The sequence below is a fragment of the Pseudomonas sp. MYb327 genome (assembly GCF_040438925.1).
Lineage (GTDB): Bacteria > Pseudomonadota > Gammaproteobacteria > Pseudomonadales > Pseudomonadaceae > Aquipseudomonas.
On record NZ_CP159258.1, the window covers coordinates 5641218 to 5659272 of the forward strand.

The 18055-nt window shown below is 60.5% G+C and carries 16 protein-coding genes; 8 read left to right on the forward strand and 8 right to left on the reverse strand.

Features of this window, described 5'->3' with window-relative positions; genetic code table 11:
• The first annotated feature begins 14 nt into the window (after positions 1 to 14).
• From ABVN21_RS25490 to ABVN21_RS25520, 7 genes are all read left to right on the forward strand, one after another.
• Positions 15 to 1265: a sarcosine oxidase subunit beta gene (locus tag ABVN21_RS25490; protein WP_007980419.1), complete on the forward strand. Its 1251-nt coding sequence runs from the start codon at positions 15 to 17 to the stop codon at positions 1263 to 1265.
• Between the two features lie 15 nt (positions 1266 to 1280).
• Positions 1281 to 1610 carry a sarcosine oxidase subunit delta gene (locus ABVN21_RS25495; protein ID WP_034147448.1) on the forward strand — a complete coding sequence of 110 codons (330 nt, stop codon included), beginning with the start codon at positions 1281 to 1283 and terminating at the stop codon, positions 1608 to 1610.
• Complete coding sequence (locus ABVN21_RS25500; RefSeq protein ID WP_339554875.1) at positions 1607 to 4624, forward strand: sarcosine oxidase subunit alpha; 3018 nt, start codon at positions 1607 to 1609, stop codon at positions 4622 to 4624. Before ABVN21_RS25495 ends, ABVN21_RS25500 begins: the two co-directional genes overlap by 4 nt.
• 166 nt (positions 4625 to 4790) lie before the next feature.
• The gene (gene soxG / locus ABVN21_RS25505; protein ID WP_339554874.1) at positions 4791 to 5423 is read left to right on the forward strand and encodes a sarcosine oxidase subunit gamma family protein; all 633 of its coding nucleotides are present in this window, start codon (positions 4791 to 4793) and stop codon (positions 5421 to 5423) included.
• Between the two features lie 130 nt (positions 5424 to 5553).
• Positions 5554 to 6411 (forward strand): formyltetrahydrofolate deformylase, encoded by an 858-nt coding sequence (gene purU / locus ABVN21_RS25510; protein WP_339554873.1) that lies wholly within the window; start codon positions 5554 to 5556, stop codon positions 6409 to 6411.
• Between the two features lie 202 nt (positions 6412 to 6613).
• The gene (gene fdhA, locus ABVN21_RS25515; RefSeq protein WP_339554872.1) at positions 6614 to 7813 is read left to right on the forward strand and encodes a formaldehyde dehydrogenase, glutathione-independent; all 1200 of its coding nucleotides are present in this window, start codon (positions 6614 to 6616) and stop codon (positions 7811 to 7813) included.
• 215 nt (positions 7814 to 8028) lie between these two features.
• Positions 8029 to 8589, forward strand: coding sequence for a DUF2780 domain-containing protein (locus ABVN21_RS25520; RefSeq protein ID WP_339554871.1), 561 nt, complete (start codon positions 8029 to 8031; stop codon positions 8587 to 8589).
• Here the strand turns inward: ABVN21_RS25520 and ABVN21_RS25525 are convergent, their stop codons facing one another.
• Complete coding sequence (locus ABVN21_RS25525) at positions 8590 to 9474, reverse strand: acyltransferase (RefSeq protein WP_339554870.1); 885 nt, start codon at positions 9472 to 9474, stop codon at positions 8590 to 8592. It lies immediately after the preceding gene.
• Between the two features lie 228 nt (positions 9475 to 9702).
• Here ABVN21_RS25525 and ABVN21_RS25530 point away from each other — a divergent pair, with 228 nt between their 5' ends.
• A complete protein-coding gene (locus ABVN21_RS25530) occupies positions 9703 to 10206 on the forward strand; it encodes an ATP-dependent zinc protease (protein WP_339554869.1) in 504 nt (167 codons plus the stop codon).
• A gap of 49 nt (positions 10207 to 10255) precedes the next feature.
• On the opposite strand, the gene ABVN21_RS25535 is transcribed toward ABVN21_RS25530, so the two are convergent.
• The 7 genes from ABVN21_RS25535 to ABVN21_RS25565 all read right to left on the reverse strand — a co-directional run bounded on the left by ABVN21_RS25535 (position 10256) and on the right by ABVN21_RS25565 (position 18037).
• The gene (locus ABVN21_RS25535; RefSeq protein WP_339554868.1) at positions 10256 to 10885 is read right to left on the reverse strand and encodes a glutathione S-transferase; all 630 of its coding nucleotides are present in this window, start codon (positions 10883 to 10885) and stop codon (positions 10256 to 10258) included.
• A gap of 169 nt (positions 10886 to 11054) precedes the next feature.
• Positions 11055 to 12356: an MFS transporter gene (locus ABVN21_RS25540; RefSeq protein ID WP_339554867.1), complete on the reverse strand. Its 1302-nt coding sequence runs from the start codon at positions 12354 to 12356 to the stop codon at positions 11055 to 11057.
• Positions 12357 to 12575: 219 nt separating this feature from the next.
• Complete coding sequence (locus tag ABVN21_RS25545; RefSeq protein WP_339554866.1) at positions 12576 to 12755, reverse strand: hypothetical protein; 180 nt, start codon at positions 12753 to 12755, stop codon at positions 12576 to 12578.
• Positions 12752 to 13882, reverse strand: a complete 1131-nt coding sequence (locus tag ABVN21_RS25550; RefSeq protein ID WP_339554865.1) for a PepSY-associated TM helix domain-containing protein — start codon at positions 13880 to 13882, stop codon at positions 12752 to 12754. The genes ABVN21_RS25545 and ABVN21_RS25550 overlap by 4 nt, the downstream gene beginning before the upstream one ends.
• A gap of 72 nt (positions 13883 to 13954) precedes the next feature.
• Positions 13955 to 16390 carry a TonB-dependent siderophore receptor gene (locus ABVN21_RS25555; protein ID WP_339554864.1) on the reverse strand — a complete coding sequence of 812 codons (2436 nt, stop codon included), beginning with the start codon at positions 16388 to 16390 and terminating at the stop codon, positions 13955 to 13957.
• A 157-nt stretch (positions 16391 to 16547) separates the two neighbouring features.
• Complete coding sequence (locus ABVN21_RS25560; protein WP_339554863.1) at positions 16548 to 17522, reverse strand: FecR family protein; 975 nt, start codon at positions 17520 to 17522, stop codon at positions 16548 to 16550.
• On the reverse strand, positions 17519 to 18037 hold the full coding sequence (locus ABVN21_RS25565) for an RNA polymerase sigma factor (RefSeq protein ID WP_339554862.1): 519 nt from the start codon (positions 18035 to 18037) through the stop codon (positions 17519 to 17521). The genes ABVN21_RS25560 and ABVN21_RS25565 overlap by 4 nt, the downstream gene beginning before the upstream one ends.
• Between the last annotated feature and the right edge of the window lie 18 nt (positions 18038 to 18055).

Genomic DNA, 18055 nt, shown 5'->3' on the forward strand with positions numbered 1-18055 from the left:
TGGAGTAAATGACTATGCAACGCTACTCAGGCTTCGGCCTCTTCAAACACTCTCTCAGCCACCACGAAAACTGGCAGCGCATGTGGCGCACGCCGACCCCTAAAAAGGTCTACGACGTGGTCATCGTCGGCGGTGGCGGGCATGGTCTCGCCACGGCTTACTACCTGGCCAAGGAACACGGCATCACCAACGTGGCGGTGGTCGAGAAAGGCTGGCTGGGCGGCGGTAACACCGCGCGCAACACCACCATCGTTCGCTCCAACTACCTGTGGGACGAGTCGGCGCACCTGTACGAGCACGCGATGAAATTGTGGGAAGGACTGTCCCAGGACCTGAACTACAACGTCATGTTCTCTCAGCGCGGCGTCTATAACCTGTGCCACACCCTGCAAGACATCCGTGATTCCGAGCGTCGGGTCAGCGCCAACCGCCTCAACGGCGTCGACGGCGAACTGCTCGATGCCAAGCAAGTGGCCGACGAGATTCCGTATCTCGACTGCTCGAAAAACACCCGCTACCCGGTGATGGGCGCAACCGTCCAGCGTCGCGGCGGCGTGGCCCGACACGATGCCGTGGCCTGGGGCTTTGCCCGTGCCGCTGACGCATTGGGCGTGGACCTGATCCAGCAAACCGAAGTGATCGGCTTCCGCAAGGAAAACGGCGTGTGCATCGGTGTTGAAACCAACAAGGGCTTCATCGGTGCCAAGCGAGTGGGTGTCGTCACCGCCGGTAACTCCGGGCACATGGCCAAGCTCGCTGGTTTCCGCTTGCCGATCGAATCCCACCCGCTGCAAGCGCTGGTGTCCGAGCCGATCAAACCGATTATCGACAGCGTGATCATGTCCAACGCCGTGCACGGTTACATCAGCCAGTCCGACAAGGGCGACCTGGTGATCGGCGCCGGTATCGACGGCTACAACGGCTACGGCCAGCGTGGTTCGTACCCGGTGATCGAGCACACCATCCAGGCCATCGTCGAGATGTTCCCGGTGCTGTCGCGGGTGCGCATGAACCGTCAGTGGGGCGGCATCGTCGACACCACGCCGGATGCCTGCCCGATCATTTCGAAAACCCCGGTACCGAACATGTTCTTCAACTGCGGCTGGGGTACCGGTGGCTTCAAGGCAACACCTGGCTCGGGCAACGTGTTTGCCGCGAGCCTGGCCAAGGGTGAAATGCACCCGCTGGCGGCGCCTTTCTCCATCGACCGCTTCCACAACGGTGCGCTGATCGACGAACACGGCGCTGCTGCCGTCGCCCACTAACAGGAGAAATTTCCTATGTTGCATATCTTCTGTCCTCACTGCGGCGAGTTGCGCTCCGAAGAGGAATTCCACGCATCCGGCCAGGCGCACATCCCGCGTCCACTGGACCCCAACAGCTGCACCGACGAGGAGTGGGGCGACTACATGTTCTTCCGCGACAATCCTCGCGGTCTGCACCATGAGCTGTGGATTCACGCCGCCGGTTGCCGTCAGTACTTCAACGCCACCCGCGACACCGTGACCTACGAGATTCTCGAAACCTACAAGATCGGCACCAAGCCACAATTCACCGACAAGACCGATAGCCCGAAAGCGGCCACCACGGCTCTGGGAGAGAAGGTATGAGCCAGATCAATCGCCTGTCCAACGGCGGACGGATCGACCGCAACAAAGTGTTGAGCTTCACCTTCAACGGCCAGAGCTACAAAGGCTTTGAAGGTGACTCCCTGGCCGCTGCACTGCTGGCCAACGGCGTCGACATCATCGGTCGCAGCTTCAAGTATTCCCGCCCGCGCGGCATCTTCGCCGCCGGTGCCGAAGAGCCGAACGCGGTGCTGCAAATCGGCGCCACCGAAGCCACGCAAATCCCGAACGTACGCGCCACGCAACAAGCGCTGTATCAAGGTCTGGTCGCCACCAGCACCAACGGTTGGCCGAGCGTTAACAACGACATGATGGGGATTCTCGGCAAGGTCGGCGGCAAGCTGATGCCACCGGGTTTCTACTACAAAACCTTCATGTACCCGCAATCGTTCTGGATGACTTACGAGAAGTACATCCGCAAGGCTGCCGGTCTGGGCCGCTCGCCAACCGAGAACGATCCCGACACCTACGACTACATGAACCAGCACTGCGACGTGCTGATCGTCGGCGCCGGCCCTGCGGGCCTGGCCGCTGCACTGGCCGCTGCGCGCAGCGGTGCCCGTGTGATCCTCGCGGACGAACAGGAAGAGTTTGGCGGCAGCTTGCTCGACTCCCGCGAAAGCCTCGACGGCAAGCCTGCCGTGGAATGGGTCGCCAGCGTCATCGCCGAACTGAAAAACACCCCGGACGTGCTGCTGTTGCCTCGGGCCACGGTCAACGGTTACCACGACCACAACTTCCTGACCATTCACGAGCGTCTCACCGATCACCTCGGCGACCGCGCACCGATTGGCCAGGTGCGTCAGCGCATCCATCGGGTTCGCGCCAAGCGTGTCGTACTTGCGACCGGTGCTCACGAGCGTCCGCTGGTCTACGGCAACAACGACGTGCCGGGCAACATGCTCGCTGGCGCTGTCTCCACTTACGTGCGCCGTTACGGCGTGGCGCCGGGCAAGAAACTGGTGCTGTCGACCAACAACGACCACGCCTACCGCGTGGCGCTGGATTGGCTCGACGCCAGCCTGCAAGTCGTCGCCATCGCCGACGCCCGCAGCAACCCGCGTGGTGCGCTGGTGGAAGAAGCACGCGCCAAAGGCATCCGTATCCTCACCGGCAGCGCCGTGATCGAGGCCCGTGGCAGCAAGCACGTGACCGCTGCCCGCGTGGCCGCGATCGATGTCAAAGGACACAAAGTCACCAGCCCGGGCGAATGGCTCGAATGCGACTTGGTCGCCAGTTCCGGCGGTTACAGCCCGGTGGTTCACCTGGCTTCGCACTTGGGCGGCAAGCCGGTCTGGCGTGAAGACATCCTCGGTTTCGTACCGGGCGAAGCACCGCAAAAACGCGTGTGCGTGGGTGGCATCAACGGCGTCTACGGCCTCGGCGATTCCCTGGCCGATGGCTTTGAAGGCGGCGTGCGCGCGGCCAGCGAAGCCGGTTTCGGTCCGGTCGAAGCGACTCTGCCGAAAGCCCTGGCGCGTCTGGAAGAGCCGACGCTGGCATTGTTTCAAGTGCCCTACGAAAAAGTCACCGCGCGTGCCCCGAAGCAATTCGTCGATCTGCAAAACGACGTCACCGCAGCCGGCATCGAGCTGGCGACCCGCGAGGGTTTCGAGTCGGTCGAGCACGTCAAGCGCTACACCGCACTGGGCTTTGGCACCGATCAGGGCAAGCTCGGTAACGTCAACGGCCTGGCCATTGCCGCCCGTTCGCTGAACGTGACCATCCCGCAAATGGGCACCACCATGTTCCGCCCGAACTACACGCCGGTGACTTTCGGCGCCGTGGCCGGTCGTCACTGTGGGCACATTTTCGAGCCGGTGCGTTTCACTGCGCTGCATCACTGGCACCTGAAAAATGGCGCCGAGTTTGAAGACGTCGGTCAGTGGAAGCGTCCCTGGTACTTCCCGAAATCCGGCGAAGACATGCACACCGCGGTCAAACGCGAATGCAAAGCCGTGCGCGACAGCGTCGGCCTGCTGGACGCTTCGACCCTGGGCAAGATCGACATCCAGGGCCCGGATGCGCGTGAGTTCCTCAACCGCATCTACACCAACGCCTGGACCAAGCTCGACGTGGGCAAGGCGCGTTACGGCCTGATGTGCAAAGAAGACGGCATGGTGTTCGACGACGGCGTAACCGCTTGCCTGGCCGACAACCATTTCGTCATGACCACCACCACCGGCGGCGCTGCACGCGTGCTGCAATGGCTGGAAATCTACCAGCAGACCGAATGGCCAGACCTGAAGGTGTACTTCACGTCCGTGACGGATCACTGGGCGACCATGACCCTGTCCGGGCCGAACAGCCGCAAGCTGCTCAGCGAGGTCACCGACATCGATTTGAGCAACGAAGCCTTCCCGTTCATGACCTGGAAAGAAGGTCTGGTCGGTGGCGTGCCGGCGCGGGTGTTCCGGATTTCGTTTACCGGTGAACTGTCGTACGAAGTCAACGTGCAAGCCGACTACGCCATGGGCGTGCTGGAAAAAATCGTCGACGCCGGCAAGAAATACAACCTGACGCCGTACGGCACGGAAACCATGCACGTACTGCGGGCCGAGAAGGGCTTCATCATCGTCGGCCAGGACACCGACGGCTCGATGACCCCGGACGACCTGAACATGGGGTGGTGCGTTGGTCGCACTAAACCGTTCTCGTGGATCGGCCAGCGCGGCATGAACCGTGAAGACTGCGTGCGTGATCAGCGTAAGCAACTGGTCGGCCTGAAGCCGATCGATCCGAACAAATGGCTGCCGGAAGGTGCGCAACTGGTGTTCAACACCAAGCAGGCCATCCCGATGACCATGGTCGGCCACGTGACCTCCAGCTACGCGCACAACTCCCTCGGCTATTCGTTTGCCATGGGCGTGGTCAAGGGCGGCCTGAATCGCATGGGCGAGCGTGTGTTTGCGCCACTGGCGGACGGCAGCGTGATCGAGGCTGAAATCGTTTCTTCGGTGTTCTTCGATCCGAAAGGCGAACGGCAGAACGTGTGATTGCCGGATGTGGCGCGGTGTATCCGATACACCGCGTTGCCTGGGATCGCCGGCAAGCCGGCTCCTACGGGATTGAGGTGAACGCGGTCTGAAGGAGCTGGCTTGCCAGCGATGGCATCAGATCAGTCACCACAAGCCTCACAACAGAATTCAGGAAAGGTGCTTTATGACCGCAGCCAATGTTTACCAACAACGCCCAACCACCGGGTCCAAGGCCGAGTCGTCGCTGCATCACGCCGACCTCGCCAGCCTGGTGGGCAAGGGTCGCAAGAACGCCGGTGTGACCGTGCGTGAAAAGAAACTCCTCGGCCACCTGACCATTCGTGGCGATGGCCACGATGCCGCGTTCGCCGCTGGCGTGCACAAAGCCCTGGGCATTGAATTGCCGGGCGCGCTGACCGTTATCGTCAAAGGCGAAACCAGCCTGCAATGGATGGGGCCGGACGAATGGCTGCTGATCGTGCCGACCGGCGAAGAATTCGCCGCCGAGAAAAAACTGCGTGAAGCGCTGGGCGACCTGCACATCCAGATCGTCAACGTCAGTGGCGGCCAGCAGATTCTCGAACTGAGCGGCCCGAGCGTGCGCCAGGTGCTGATGAAGTCCACCAGCTACGACGTGCACCCGAACAACTTCCCGGTAGGCAAGGCCGTCGGCACGGTGTTCGCCAAGTCGCAACTGGTGATCCGCCACACCGCCGAAGACACCTGGGAACTGCTGATCCGTCGCAGCTTCTCGGATTACTGGTGGTTATGGTTGCAGGATGCTTCTGCCGAGTATGGCCTTAGCGTTCAGGCTTGAGAATTTATCGCCAGCAAGCCGGCTCCTACAGGGTTGATGTCGATCACTTGAACGGCATGATTCTGTAGGAGCCGGCTTGCTGGCGATCAACCGCACAGCGGTTGTCCATAACAAAAGGAGTCACCGCACTATGAGCCGCGCCCCAGACACATGGATTTTGACCGCCGACTGCCCCAGCGTGCTCGGTACCGTGGACGCGGTGACGCGCTTTCTGTTCGAGCAGGGTTGCTACGTCACCGAACACCATTCGTTCGATGACCGGCTCTCGGGCCGTTTCTTCATTCGAGTGGAATTCCGCCAGCCCGATGGCTTCGATGAGCAGTCGTTTCGCGCAGGCCTGGCCGAACGTGGTGAATCCTTCGGCATGGTCTTCGAGCTGACGCCGCCGCACTATCGACCGAAAGTGGTGATCATGGTCTCCAAGGCTGATCACTGCCTCAACGACTTGCTCTATCGCCAGCGCATCGGCCAGTTGTCGATGGATGTCGCCGCCGTGGTCTCAAACCACCCGGACCTCAAGCCGCTGGCAGACTGGCACCAGATTCCGTACTACCACTTCCCGCTGGACCCGAACGACAAACCGTCGCAAGAGCGTCAGGTGTTGCAGGTGATCGAAGAGTCCGGCGCCGAGCTGGTGATCCTTGCGCGTTACATGCAGGTCCTGTCGCCGGAACTGTGCCGCAAGCTCGATGGCAAGGCGATCAACATTCATCACTCGTTGCTGCCGGGTTTCAAAGGCGCCAAGCCGTATCACCAGGCCTACAACAAGGGCGTGAAACTGGTCGGCGCGACGGCGCACTACATCAACAACGACCTGGATGAAGGTCCGATCATTGCCCAGGGCGTCGAGGTGGTGGATCACAGTCATTATCCGGAAGACCTGATTGCCAAGGGGCGCGACATTGAAGGCCTGACCTTGGCGCGGGCGGTTGGGTATCACATTGAGCGCCGTGTGTTCCTTAACGCGAACAGAACAGTCGTTCTCTAGATCGCCATCGCTGGCAAGCCAGCTCCTACAGGGGGTTTGTGTCGTTCACAAATTTTGCGTTCGCCCCGAATCACTGTAGGCGCTGGCTTGCCAGCGATGAGGCCCTGACAAGCAACACAAGAAACAGCATCTGTACCCGAGCACTTAACGCGCTGCCTGCCTGGGCAACGCATTTCCATAAAAACAACAGCGAGGTGAAAGCATGTCTGGCAATCGTGGTGTGGTGTATCTCGGCGCTGGCAAGGTCGAAGTACAGAAGATCGACTATCCGAAAATGCAGGACCCACGCGGCAGGAAGATTGAACACGCCGTTATCCTGCGCGTGGTTTCCACCAATATCTGTGGTTCCGACCAGCACATGGTGCGCGGTCGCACCACTGCGCAAACCGGCCTGGTGCTGGGCCATGAGATCACCGGCGAAGTGATCGAAAAGGGCAGCGACGTCGAGAATCTGCAAATCGGCGACCTGGTGTCCGTGCCCTTCAACGTGGCTTGCGGGCGCTGCCGTTCCTGCAAGGAAATGCACACGGGCGTGTGCCTGAGCGTCAACCCGGCACGTCCGGGCGGCGCTTACGGTTACGTCGACATGGGCGACTGGACCGGTGGCCAGGCTGAATACGCCATGGTGCCGTACGCCGACTTCAACCTGCTGAAGCTGCCGGATCGCGACCGGGCCATGGAAAAAATCCGTGACCTGACCTGCCTCTCCGACATTCTGCCGACCGGCTACCACGGCGCCGTGACTGCGGGCGTTGGCCCAGGCAGCACCGTGTACATCGCGGGCGCCGGCCCGGTTGGTCTCGCCGCCGCCGCTTCCGCCCGCCTGCTGGGCGCGGCAGTGGTGATTGTTGGTGACGTCAACACCGTGCGGCTGGCCCACGCCAAGGCCCAGGGTTTCGAAATCGCCGACCTGTCCCTGGACACGCCGCTGCACGAACAAATTGCAGCACTGCTCGGCGAGCCTGAAGTGGACTGCGCCATCGACGCCGTTGGTTTCGAAGCCCGTGGACACGGCCATGACGGCGTGAAACACGAAGCCCCGGCCACCGTACTCAACTCGCTGATGGGCGTGGTGCGGGTTGCCGGTAAAATCGGCATTCCGGGCCTCTACGTCACCGAAGATCCGGGCGCTGTCGACGCCGCCGCGAAAATGGGCAGCCTGAGCATTCGCTTCGGTCTGGGCTGGGCCAAATCCCACAGCTTCCACACCGGCCAGACCCCGGTGATGAAGTACAACCGCCAGCTGATGCAGGCGATCATGTGGGACCGCATCAACATCGCCGAAGTGGTGGGTGTTCAGGTGATCAGCCTGGATCAGGCGCCGCAGGGGTATGGCGAGTTTGATGCGGGCGTGCCGAAGAAATTTGTGATCGATCCGCACAAGATGTTCAGCGCGGCGTAAGCCTCCAAGTAAAACAAAACGGCGACCTCAGGGTCGCCGTTTTTGTGGGCCTGTACACCCCAACCCTTGTGGCGAGGGAGCAACCTCCCTCACTACAACAGACGAGCGGCTTTGAAGTGGAGGGCAGCCTGCGGAACATGCCCGCCGATCCCCGGTCAAACCGGCAGCTTTGCGCCCGTGAGCCGGGCGTTTTCATGGCACAAGAGGATGTCTGGATGAAGATTTCACGCGTTTTTGCACTGACTTCGCTGATGACCCTGGCGGCCAGCCCGGTTTTCGCACAGTTCAGCCTGGGCGATGCAGCCAACGCCATTGCGGGGATGAAGGGTGACAACGCAGCGACGAAGGCCGCGCCGACCTCCGAAACGGCGGACCTGTTGGGTGCGCTCACCCAGTTGGATGTAACACCACAGCAAGCCGTCGGCGGCGCCGGGGCGATGCTGGGGCTGGCGAAGAATCAATTGAGTTCTGCCGACTATTCGGAACTGGCCAAAAGCGTGCCGGGGATCGACAAGTTGTCGGGCGGCGGTGAGCTGGGCGCGCTCGCCGGTTTACTCGGCTCCACCGGCAAGGCTGCCGGGCTGGATAACGCCCTGGGCAACGTGAAGGACACCAACGACCTGAACAACGCCTTCAGCGCCCTGGGCATGGACACGGGCATGATCGGCCAGTTTGCCCCGGTCATCCTGCAATACCTCGGTCAGCAAGGCGTCGGTGGCTCGTTGCTGCAAAGCCTCGGCGGGATCTGGGGCACCGGCGCCGGAATCGGTAGCTGATCAGCTACCGGCGCGCAACGCGTCGATGCGCCGGTCCTTCTCGATCCAGAGCTGGTTGACCCAGTTCTGGATTTTCTCCCGAAACAGCGGATCGTTTTCGTAATCGCCCTGCCACAGGGCCGGATCAAGTTCGCGGGTCTTGATGTCGATGATGACCCTTGCCACGTTGCCGCTGATCAAGTCCCAAAACCCCGGAATCGTCGGCTGCGGATACACCACCGTCACATCCAGAATCGCATCCAGCTGTTCGCCCATTGCCGCCAGCACAAAGGCCACGCCACCCGCCTTGGGCTTGAGCAAGTGAGTGAACGGTGATCGCTGCTGAGCGCTTTTAGCTGCGGTAAAACGGGTGCCTTCCAGGTAATTCACCACCGTCACCGGCTGGCGCTTGAACAGTTCGCAAGCTTGTCTGGTGATCTCCAGGTCTTTGCCGGCCAGCTCCGGATACTTCGCCAGGAACGCTTTGGAGTAACGCTTCATGAAGGGGTAATCCAGCGCCCACCAGGCCAGGCCCAGTAACGGCACCCAGATCAGTTCTTTCTTGAGGAAGAATTTGAAAAACGGCGTGCGCCGGTTCAGCGTCTGGATCAACGCCGGGATATCGACCCAGGATTGATGGTTGCTGATTACCAGGTACGAAGTGTCACGGCGCAAATCGTCACCGCCGCGAATGTCCCATTGGGTAGGGATGCACAGGCGGAAGATCAGTTTGTCGATTTCCGACCAGGTTTCGGCGATCCACATCACCGCATTTGATGCGTAATCGCGAAGGCGACCAGACAGGACCAATTTGAGCAGGGCAAACACCATTAAAGGTCCGATCAGGACCAAAGTGTTCAATAAAAGCAGCAGGGTAACGAAACAGCCGGTGAGCAGGCGGCGCATAAGAAACTCTTAAAAGCGTTTGGGCGCGCCATGATAAGCAGCTTCGTGCGGCAGGCCAAATCGGGTGCTGACAAATGTTTCACCTGGCTATCGGTAGGCTTGCAGCGCAGTGCACACCCCGTGGCGAGGGAGCTTGCTCCCGCCGGGTTGCGAAGCGGCCCAACTATCGTTGTTTGTTGCGGTCTAGAATTTGGCCATTGCACCCTTATTTCCAAGGACACCCATCACGTGAAATCGCTCCTCGCACTGCTTTCCCTTTTGGCCCTGCCGGTCATGGCTGCCGAACCAACCCTGTACGGGCGCTACGAATACATCGCCCTGCCGGAAATTGGCGGTGAAGTGCTCAAGGCGAAAATGGACACCGGCGCCCTGACGGCGTCGCTGTCGGCCAAAGACATCGAAACTTTCACCCGCGATGGCGAAGACTGGGTACGTTTCCGCCTTGCCACCAAGGACGCGAGCAACCAGGTCTACGAACACAAAATCGCGCGGATCAGCAAGATCAAGACCCGTTCCGAAGAGGACGAGGATGAAGAGGCGGCCGCGCCCACCAAGCGTCCGGTGGTCGATCTGGAACTGTGCCTGGGTAACGTCAAACGCACGGTCGAGGTCAACCTGACTGACCGCAGCAGCTTTAACTACCCACTGTTGATCGGCGCCAAGGCCCTGCGTGAGTTTGGCGCGGCGGTGAACCCGGCTCGGCGGTTTACCGCGGACAAGCCGGATTGTTGAGTGGCGGGATCGTTTTGGGTCAAAAGATCGCAGTACAGCCAGCGAAGCTTTAAACCTTCGGCATCGTCGCAATCATCGAAGGCCGCTGACTCACCTCGAAATACCACGCCGCCAATTGCGGGTTTACTGAGCGCCAGTCCAAATCCGGATGGCGCAGGTCCACGTATCCCAACGCACACGCCACGCTGATCGCGGCCACGTCGAAGTGGCTGGTCAGCTCGGCGATGGCGTCTTTTTCCAGTAGTGCCAGGGCACGGCGGATCTTGTCGCGTTGGCCGTCCAGGTACGCGTCCCAGTGTTTTTCCGGGGCGCGAAGGACGACTTCGTAGCGCACCAGCACCGCCGCATCCATGATCCCGTCGGCCAGTGAAGCCAGGGTCAGGCGGCGCCAGCGGGCCGTGCCTTCGCGAGGGATCAGCGGGTTGCCGACGTGCTGGTGATCCAGGTAGTCGAGAATCACCCGGCTGTCGTGGATGACGTTGCCGTCGGCCAGGCGCAGGGCGGGAATTTTGCTTAGGGGGTTGTCGTCGATCAGGGTCTGGTCCGGGTCGACCGGCGTGAGCACACAGTTTTGCAGGGCGACGCGGTCTTGCTGACCGGTTTCGTGCAGCAGCACCATGACTTTGCGAACGAAGGGCGAGAGAGAGTTGTGGTACAGGGTCATGCTCGGGGCAGACATATCGACGTCTCGGTCAGAGGGAGTGTCGGGGCAGCATAGCGCGTTGATGCGAGAGCTCAAGTGAAGCCTGTGGGAGTGAGCCTGCTCGCGATGGCGGTGGTACAGGCAACGGTAATGTTGACTGTGACGGCCGCATCGCGAGCAAGTTTGCTCCGACAGGATTTGCGTGTCAGCTGGCGGGTTGCAGTGTCTGCGACCCAGCTTGTGGGCCTGAAGCTTGCTGAGGCTTGAGTTCGCGGGCGACGGTCCAGACGATGAACGCGGCGACGATGTCGAAGATCGCCAGCACCACGAACAGCGGGCTGTAACCGATTTTGGTCACCATCACACCGAACACCAGGGTGAAGGCAGCCGCGCCGAGGTAACCGAACATTCCGCCCATGCCGGTGGCCGTGGCCACTTCGTTTTTGCCGAACGAGTCAGAGGTGATCGCGTACAGCGCACCGGACAGGGTCTGGTGAGCGAAGCCGCCGACGCACAGCAGAGCAATTGCCGTGTACGGGCTGGCGACGAGGCCGATGCACGCCGGGCCGATCATGCACGAGGCACCGAACAGCAGGACCATCTTGCGCGAGGTGAACAACGACACTTTGCAGTGCTTGTGGAAGAACGGGCTCAGATAGCCGCCCAGTACGCAGCCAAGGTCGGCGGCGAGGAACGGCAGCCAGGCGAACATCGCGATCTCTTTGATGTTCATGTGCCGCTCGGTCATCAGGTACAGCGGAATCCACGCGTTGAACGTCTGCCAGGCTGGCTCGGAGAGAATCCGCGCGCTGGCGATGGCGTAGAAATTACGGCTGCCAATGATCTTCTTCCAGCTGCCTTTTTTGCTCGCCGCGTCTTTGAAGTGTTCTTCCTGGCCGCTGAGGATGTAAGCGCGCTCTTCGTCGCCCAGGCGTTTTTGGTCCCTTGGGTGTTTGTAGAGGATCAGCCACAAGAAGCTCCAGATCACGCCCAGGCCGCCGACGATCAGGAACGCCAGTTCCCAGCCGCTGTGCAGGATCGCCCAGACCACAAGTGGCGGCGCCAGCAATGCGCCGACCGATGAACCGATGTTGAACCAGCCGATTGCCACCGAACGTTCCTTGGCCGGAAACCATTCAGTGGTCGCTTTGACTGCCGCCGGCAAGCCTGCCGCTTCTGTCAGCCCAAGCAGGCCGCGGACGAACGCCAGACCCTGCCAGCCACTCGCCAGCGCAGCCAGGGCGCAGGCAATCGACCAGGCGAAAGCGAAAATGGCGAAACCCATTTTGGTGCCGATGGCATCAATGATGTAACCGGCCACCGGTTGCATCAGCGCATAGCAAACCTGCCAGGCGACGACGATGTGCGAGTACTGCTCGGTGGAAATGTTCATTTCGCTCATCAGTGTCGGGGCAGCCACTGAGAGGGTATTGCGAGCCAGGTAGTTGACTATCAGGCCGGCTGTCACCAGACCGACCATCCACCAGCGGATGCCTTTGACTTTCATCACATCACCGTCATTTTATTTTTGGAGTTATGGGTGTAGCTGTTGTTGTAAGTTGTCGTACAACATGCGTCTTTATAGGAGCGCAAGGGGGAAAGTGTCAACAAATATGTCAAAGGGTAGGCGGGGTAAAGCGACAGGCGGGGAGGGAGGTGTTGTCGTATAACCCTGCAGGAGCTGCCGAAAGCTCGGGCCGCGTTCGGCAGCGCCTACAGGGGTGGGTCAGTGGCGTTGGAGGAGACCGCGCAGGGCAAGAACGGCAGGAATACCCAGCCCGAGCCAGCTCAGGGCATCCCAGATGCCATCGCCAAGCAACGCGGCAAACAATCCCGCGGCACTGAACAGAGCGATGATGGTGGGCGTAGCGAAGACTTTCCAGAAATTCGACTGCCTGGGTCTCATGCCGCGCTCTCCACTTTTTCCAGGACTGGTTTTGCTGCCTTGCGCCGCACCACCCAGAGGTAAACCCCGCTGCCGAGCACGATGATCGTCAACACATCCAGGGTCGCCCAGAGGATCTGCATCGGCATGCCGCCGTAATCACCGAAGTGCAGCGGTTGCGACATGCCCATCGCATCCATGTACCACGGACGTTCAGCCACGGCGGTGACTTGCAGGGTGCTCGCGTCGATCAAAACCGGGGTCAGCAGGTGAGAAGTCAGGTGCGTGCTGCCTTTCATGAACACTGCGTAATGGTGCTCGCTGGAAAACCGCGTGCCGGGGAAAGCGATGAAGTCCGGTTGCATGCCCGGTGCGACTTCCTTGGCGATGTCGAGCAGGCGGGTGGCGGGCGCCAGTTGTGTCAGCGGCGGGGCATCGCGGTACGGCGCGACCATCGCGCTGAGGCTGTCGTTGCGCCACGCGGCGATCAACAGGTCGGCGCAAGCACTGATTACACCCGTCACGCCCACCACCAGCGCCCAGGTCAGGGTCACGACGCCGATCAGGTTATGCAGGTCGAGCCAGCGCAGGCGTGTGGATTTGTCCTGGCGCACGGTGGCGAACTTCAAGCGGCGCATGAACGGCAGGTACAACACCGTGCCGGAGACGATCGCCACCACGAACAAAATCCCCATGAATGCCAGCAGCAACTTGCCCGGCAGCCCGGCGAACATGTCCACGTGCAAGCGCAACATCAGCATCATGAAACCGCCATTGGCCGACGGCATCTCCAGCGCTTCGCCGGTGCGGGCGTCGAGCATGAACGTGTGGGAAGAGTTCGGTTCAGTACCGGCCGTTGCCGCCATGATCGCGATGGCGGCATTGGGCTCGTCTTCATCGAATCCGAAGTACTGCATCACTTCGCCGGGACGATGCTTCTCCGCCGCCAGCACCAATTGCTGCAAATTCAGTTGCGGGGTGTCCGCGGGCATTTGCTTCAACTCGGCAGCATCTCCCAGCAAGTGGTCGATCTCGTGGTGGAAGATCAACGGCAAGCCGGTCAGCGCCAGCATCAGCAGGAACACCGTGCAAATCAGGCTGGTCCAGGTATGAACAGCGGACCAGCGGCGAATTGTTTTACTTTTCATTTCAAAGCCTTCAGAAACACCAAAGCCGCCCATTGAGGGCGGCTTGGTCGTGGGGCATGTCAGGTCATGCCGTTACCACTTGTAGTTAACGCTAGCCAAGACATTGCGACGGTCGCCGTAGTAGCAGTAGAACCCGTCACACGTCGAGATGTATTCCTTGTCGAATACGTTATTGGCGTTGACGGCAACGCTAACGCCTTTGAGGGAGCTGTTCAGGCGGCCCAAGTCATAATGGACTGCTGCGTCATAAACGGTATACGAATCGCTATGGCCGTCAGATTTATCACGCACGAAGCCCATGCTGCCGATGGCAATGTTGTCGGTTTCTCCGATATAGCGCACGCCGAAGCCGAGTCCGAAACCATCCAGCACGCCAGTGTGCCAAGTGTAATCAGCCCATGCAGAGGCCTGGTTTTCCGGCGTCAGTGGAAGTGGGCGGTTTTTGTCCAGGGGGCTGGTGACTTTGGTCATCTTGGTATTGGCGTAGGTATACGCCGCCGTCAATTTGAGGTTTTCGTTGACGTCACCGGTCGCCTCCAGTTCGAAACCACGCACCTTGGCTTCACCCAACGGACGCGATACGCCCAGTGTGTCACTGAGCACGATGTCCTTGCGGGTCAGATCATAGGCCGCTGCAGTGAACAGCATGTCCATACCCGGAGGCTGGTATTTGATACCCACTTCGTATTGCTTGCCAGTGCCCGGCTTGAAGGCTTCACCGTTGGCGCCACCGGCTTCGGCCTGGAAAGACTCCGCGTAAGAGATGTACGGGGTGAAGCCGGAATCGAACACATAGCTCAGGGCTGCGTTTGCGGTGAAGGCTTCGTCGTTGCGGGTGTCCTTGGCATTGTTCGCGTTGTAGAAGGTCGAGTCGGTGTGCAGCCAGTCCTGACGACCGCCCAGCGTCAGGCGCCAGTTGTCGAGGGCCATCTGGTCCTGAACGTAGAGGCCTGTGTCATGGGTCTTCTGGTTGTAATCGTTGAACGCGGTGTAATTGACGTTACTGAAGTCCTGGCCGTAAATCGGGGTGATGATATTGCTGGTCGGCGCGCTGCCAAACAGCCATTTGTAGTTGGTGTTGACGCGTTGGTGGTCCAGGCCCAGCAACACGGTGTGCCTGATCACGCCAGTGTCGAAATCGGCCTGGAAGTTGTTATCCACAGCGAATTGGCTGATGTCTTCGTTGACGACGTTGGCGCCCCGGGACAAGGTGCCGTCGTCACTGACCGAGCCGAAAAATCCGCCAGAGGTGATGCCTTGGAAGGACAAGTCGCTTTTGGTGTAGCGCAGATTCTGACGGAACTGCCAAACGTCGTTCATCCGGTGCTCAAACGCATAACCCAAGGCGTAATAAGTCTTGTCGTAGAACTCCCACTCGGGATCGCCCAGGTTCTTGTGATACTTCACTTCGCCGGCAGGTGTTGAAAGCTTGGTGCCTTGCAACGGCAAGAACTGGCTGGTAATGCCGGTATCGTCACGGTTGAACTGGCTCAGAAAGGTCAGTTTGGTATCGGGATCGATGTTCCAGGTCAGGCTGGGAGCGATGTTGTAGCGTTTATCATCGGTGTGCTCAATGGTGGTGTTGCTGTCTCGCACCACACCGCTGACACGGTAAAGAAATTGCCCTTGGTCATCGAGGGGACCGGTGCTGTCGAAGCTGATCTGCTTGCGCTCGTAGCTGCCGACCTGTAGCTGCACTTCGTTGCTGGCAAGTTCTTCAGGGCGGCGGCTAACCATGTCAAGCAAGCCACCAGGAGGTGTCTGGCCGTATAGCGATGATGCAGGGCCGCGCAGCAAAGCCACTCGTTCAAGGTCCCAGGTTTCTATTTTGGGCATGGCATAGGTGCCTTTGGGCAGCGGCAAGCCATCGAGGAATTGAGTCGGTTCAAATCCGCGGACCTTCAGCCATTCGGCACGGCTGTCGCTGCCGTAGCTGCTGGCTACGACTCCAGGCATATAACGTACGGCGTCATCCAGGTTCTGAACGGCGCGGTCCTGCATCTGCTCACGGGTGGCGACAGAAATTGAACGAGGCACCTCGGCCAGCGCCGTATCGGTTTTAGTCCCGGCGGCCGTTCGCTTGGCCAGATAGCCTTGCACCGGCCCCCAGGCACTTTCGTTGTCTTCCACACCAATCACGCTGGTCGCCGGCAGGGCCATCGCGCCCTCGGGCACGGCCACCAGGCTGTAAGTCCCTGAACCACTTTGCTCCAGTTGCAGACCGGTGCCGCGCAGGGCTTCACGCAGAGCGCCAGCAGCATCGAACTGGCCGTTGACGGGTGCCGAGGTCTTGCCCGCTGCCAGCGATGGGTTCAACGACAGTGCGACGCCGGCCTGGCTGGCGATCTGGTTCAGCGTGTTGGCCAAAGGCGCGGCCGGCAAGTTGTAAGCGCGTACGCTGGACGCCTGTTCAGCGGCGATCAGTTGGCTGCTGGCGAAAGGGGTGCAAAGGACAATGGCAACCGCCAGCAAACTGGGGCGCAACAAGGTGTCTAGCGAACGGGACATACAGCGGCTCCTGAAAGTGAATACTTCTCAATTGCCTAGGTGCCGGACGAGAATCAAAAAGTGATAGGGCTAGATGAAAATAATTTAGATTTAGTAATTCAGTCTGCACAGCTGTGGCGAGTGAGCTTGCTCCCTCGCCACAGGGTTCCGCTTTTGCTCAGGGCTTGGATTCAGTCTTCGCTGCCACGGTCACCCACCATTGCGTGCGTTGTTCAATCTGTACCGGCAGAGTCGGTAACAGCGCGCTCAACGCCAGATCGGTATCCCGCAGCGGGAAGCTGCCGGTGATCCGCAGTTCGGCCACCTCCGGCGCCACGCCCAAATGCCCGGGACGATAGCGACCGATTTCCTGAATCAGATCCTCCAGCCGCGCGTTGTCCACCACCAGCATCCCGCGGGTCCAGGCATCCGCACCCAGGTTGAGCGCGGTCATTGGCCCCAACCCGTCATTGCGTATCAGCATTTGCTGGCCTTCGCGCAAAATCAGTTCGTCAGGGTTTGATTGCGGATGGGCAGCTACCGCCGATTGCAGCACGCTCAGGCGCGTGCCTCCCTCTTCGCGCTTGACCAGGAACCGAGTCCCCAACGCCCGCATGCTGCCTTCACGCGTCTCGACGATGAACGGCCGGGCGTCACCATGACCGGTTTCGACGAGGATTTCGCCTTCCTGAAGAATCACCAGTCGCTGCTTTTCGTCGAAGCGCACGTCCACGGCACTGTGGGTATTGAGGTTGATCAGCGTGCCGTCGGTGAGGCGAAGCGTGCGTTGCTCACCGGTGGCGGTGCGCTGGTCGGCCAGCCAATAGTCGAGCGGCAGGTAACGATCAGCGCCGAACAGCGTCAAGCCAATCACCGCGACGACGCTGGCCACACCGCTGCCAAGCTTGCGAACTCGCCGGCGAATGTTCGCGCGCGATTGCAGCAGGGCCGTGCGGGCCGGGCCGCTGGCGACGCTGAAACGTTGGTCGAGCATGCCTAACTGGCGCCAGGCGCGCGCATGTTCCTCGTGGGCGGCGTGCCATTTGGCAAATTCTTCGCGCTCCACAGCGTTGCCGGAATCCATGGACAATTGCCACGCGATCGCGGCATCAAGCACCTGCGCCGACACCGGCTTGGAACTGACCGGGCTCATACCGGCTCACCGTACAACGCGATGTAGCACTGGCGGATGCCTTGCGCCAGGTATTGGCGAACGCGGGGTACGGAAACGCCCAAGCGCTCGGCGATTTCCGCGTGGCCGAGGCCGTCAAGGCGATTGTAGAGAAACGCCGCCCGGGCCTTGCTCGACAGCTTGCCGAGCAGGCGATCAATGTTTTTCAAGTCTTCGAGGATCATTTGCTGTTCCTCTACCGAGGGTTGCTCGGCTTCGGGAATCAGCATCAGTTCGGTGAGGTAGGCCTGTTCCAGCGCGGCGCGGCGGAAATAATCGAACAGCAGGCCCTTGGCAATCGCCACCAGAAATGCCCGCGGTTCGCGTGGCAGTTTCAGCTCCTCACGGCCCAGCAAGCGCACGAAAGTGTCCTGGCTGAGATCTTCAGCCCTTTGCGGGCAAGCGACGTTGCGCCGAAGCCAAGCCAATAGCCAACCGCGATGGTCGCGATATAACGCACCGACGAGCTCACTTTGAGGGCTTGGGACTGACGACACGCAGCATCACCGTTTGGG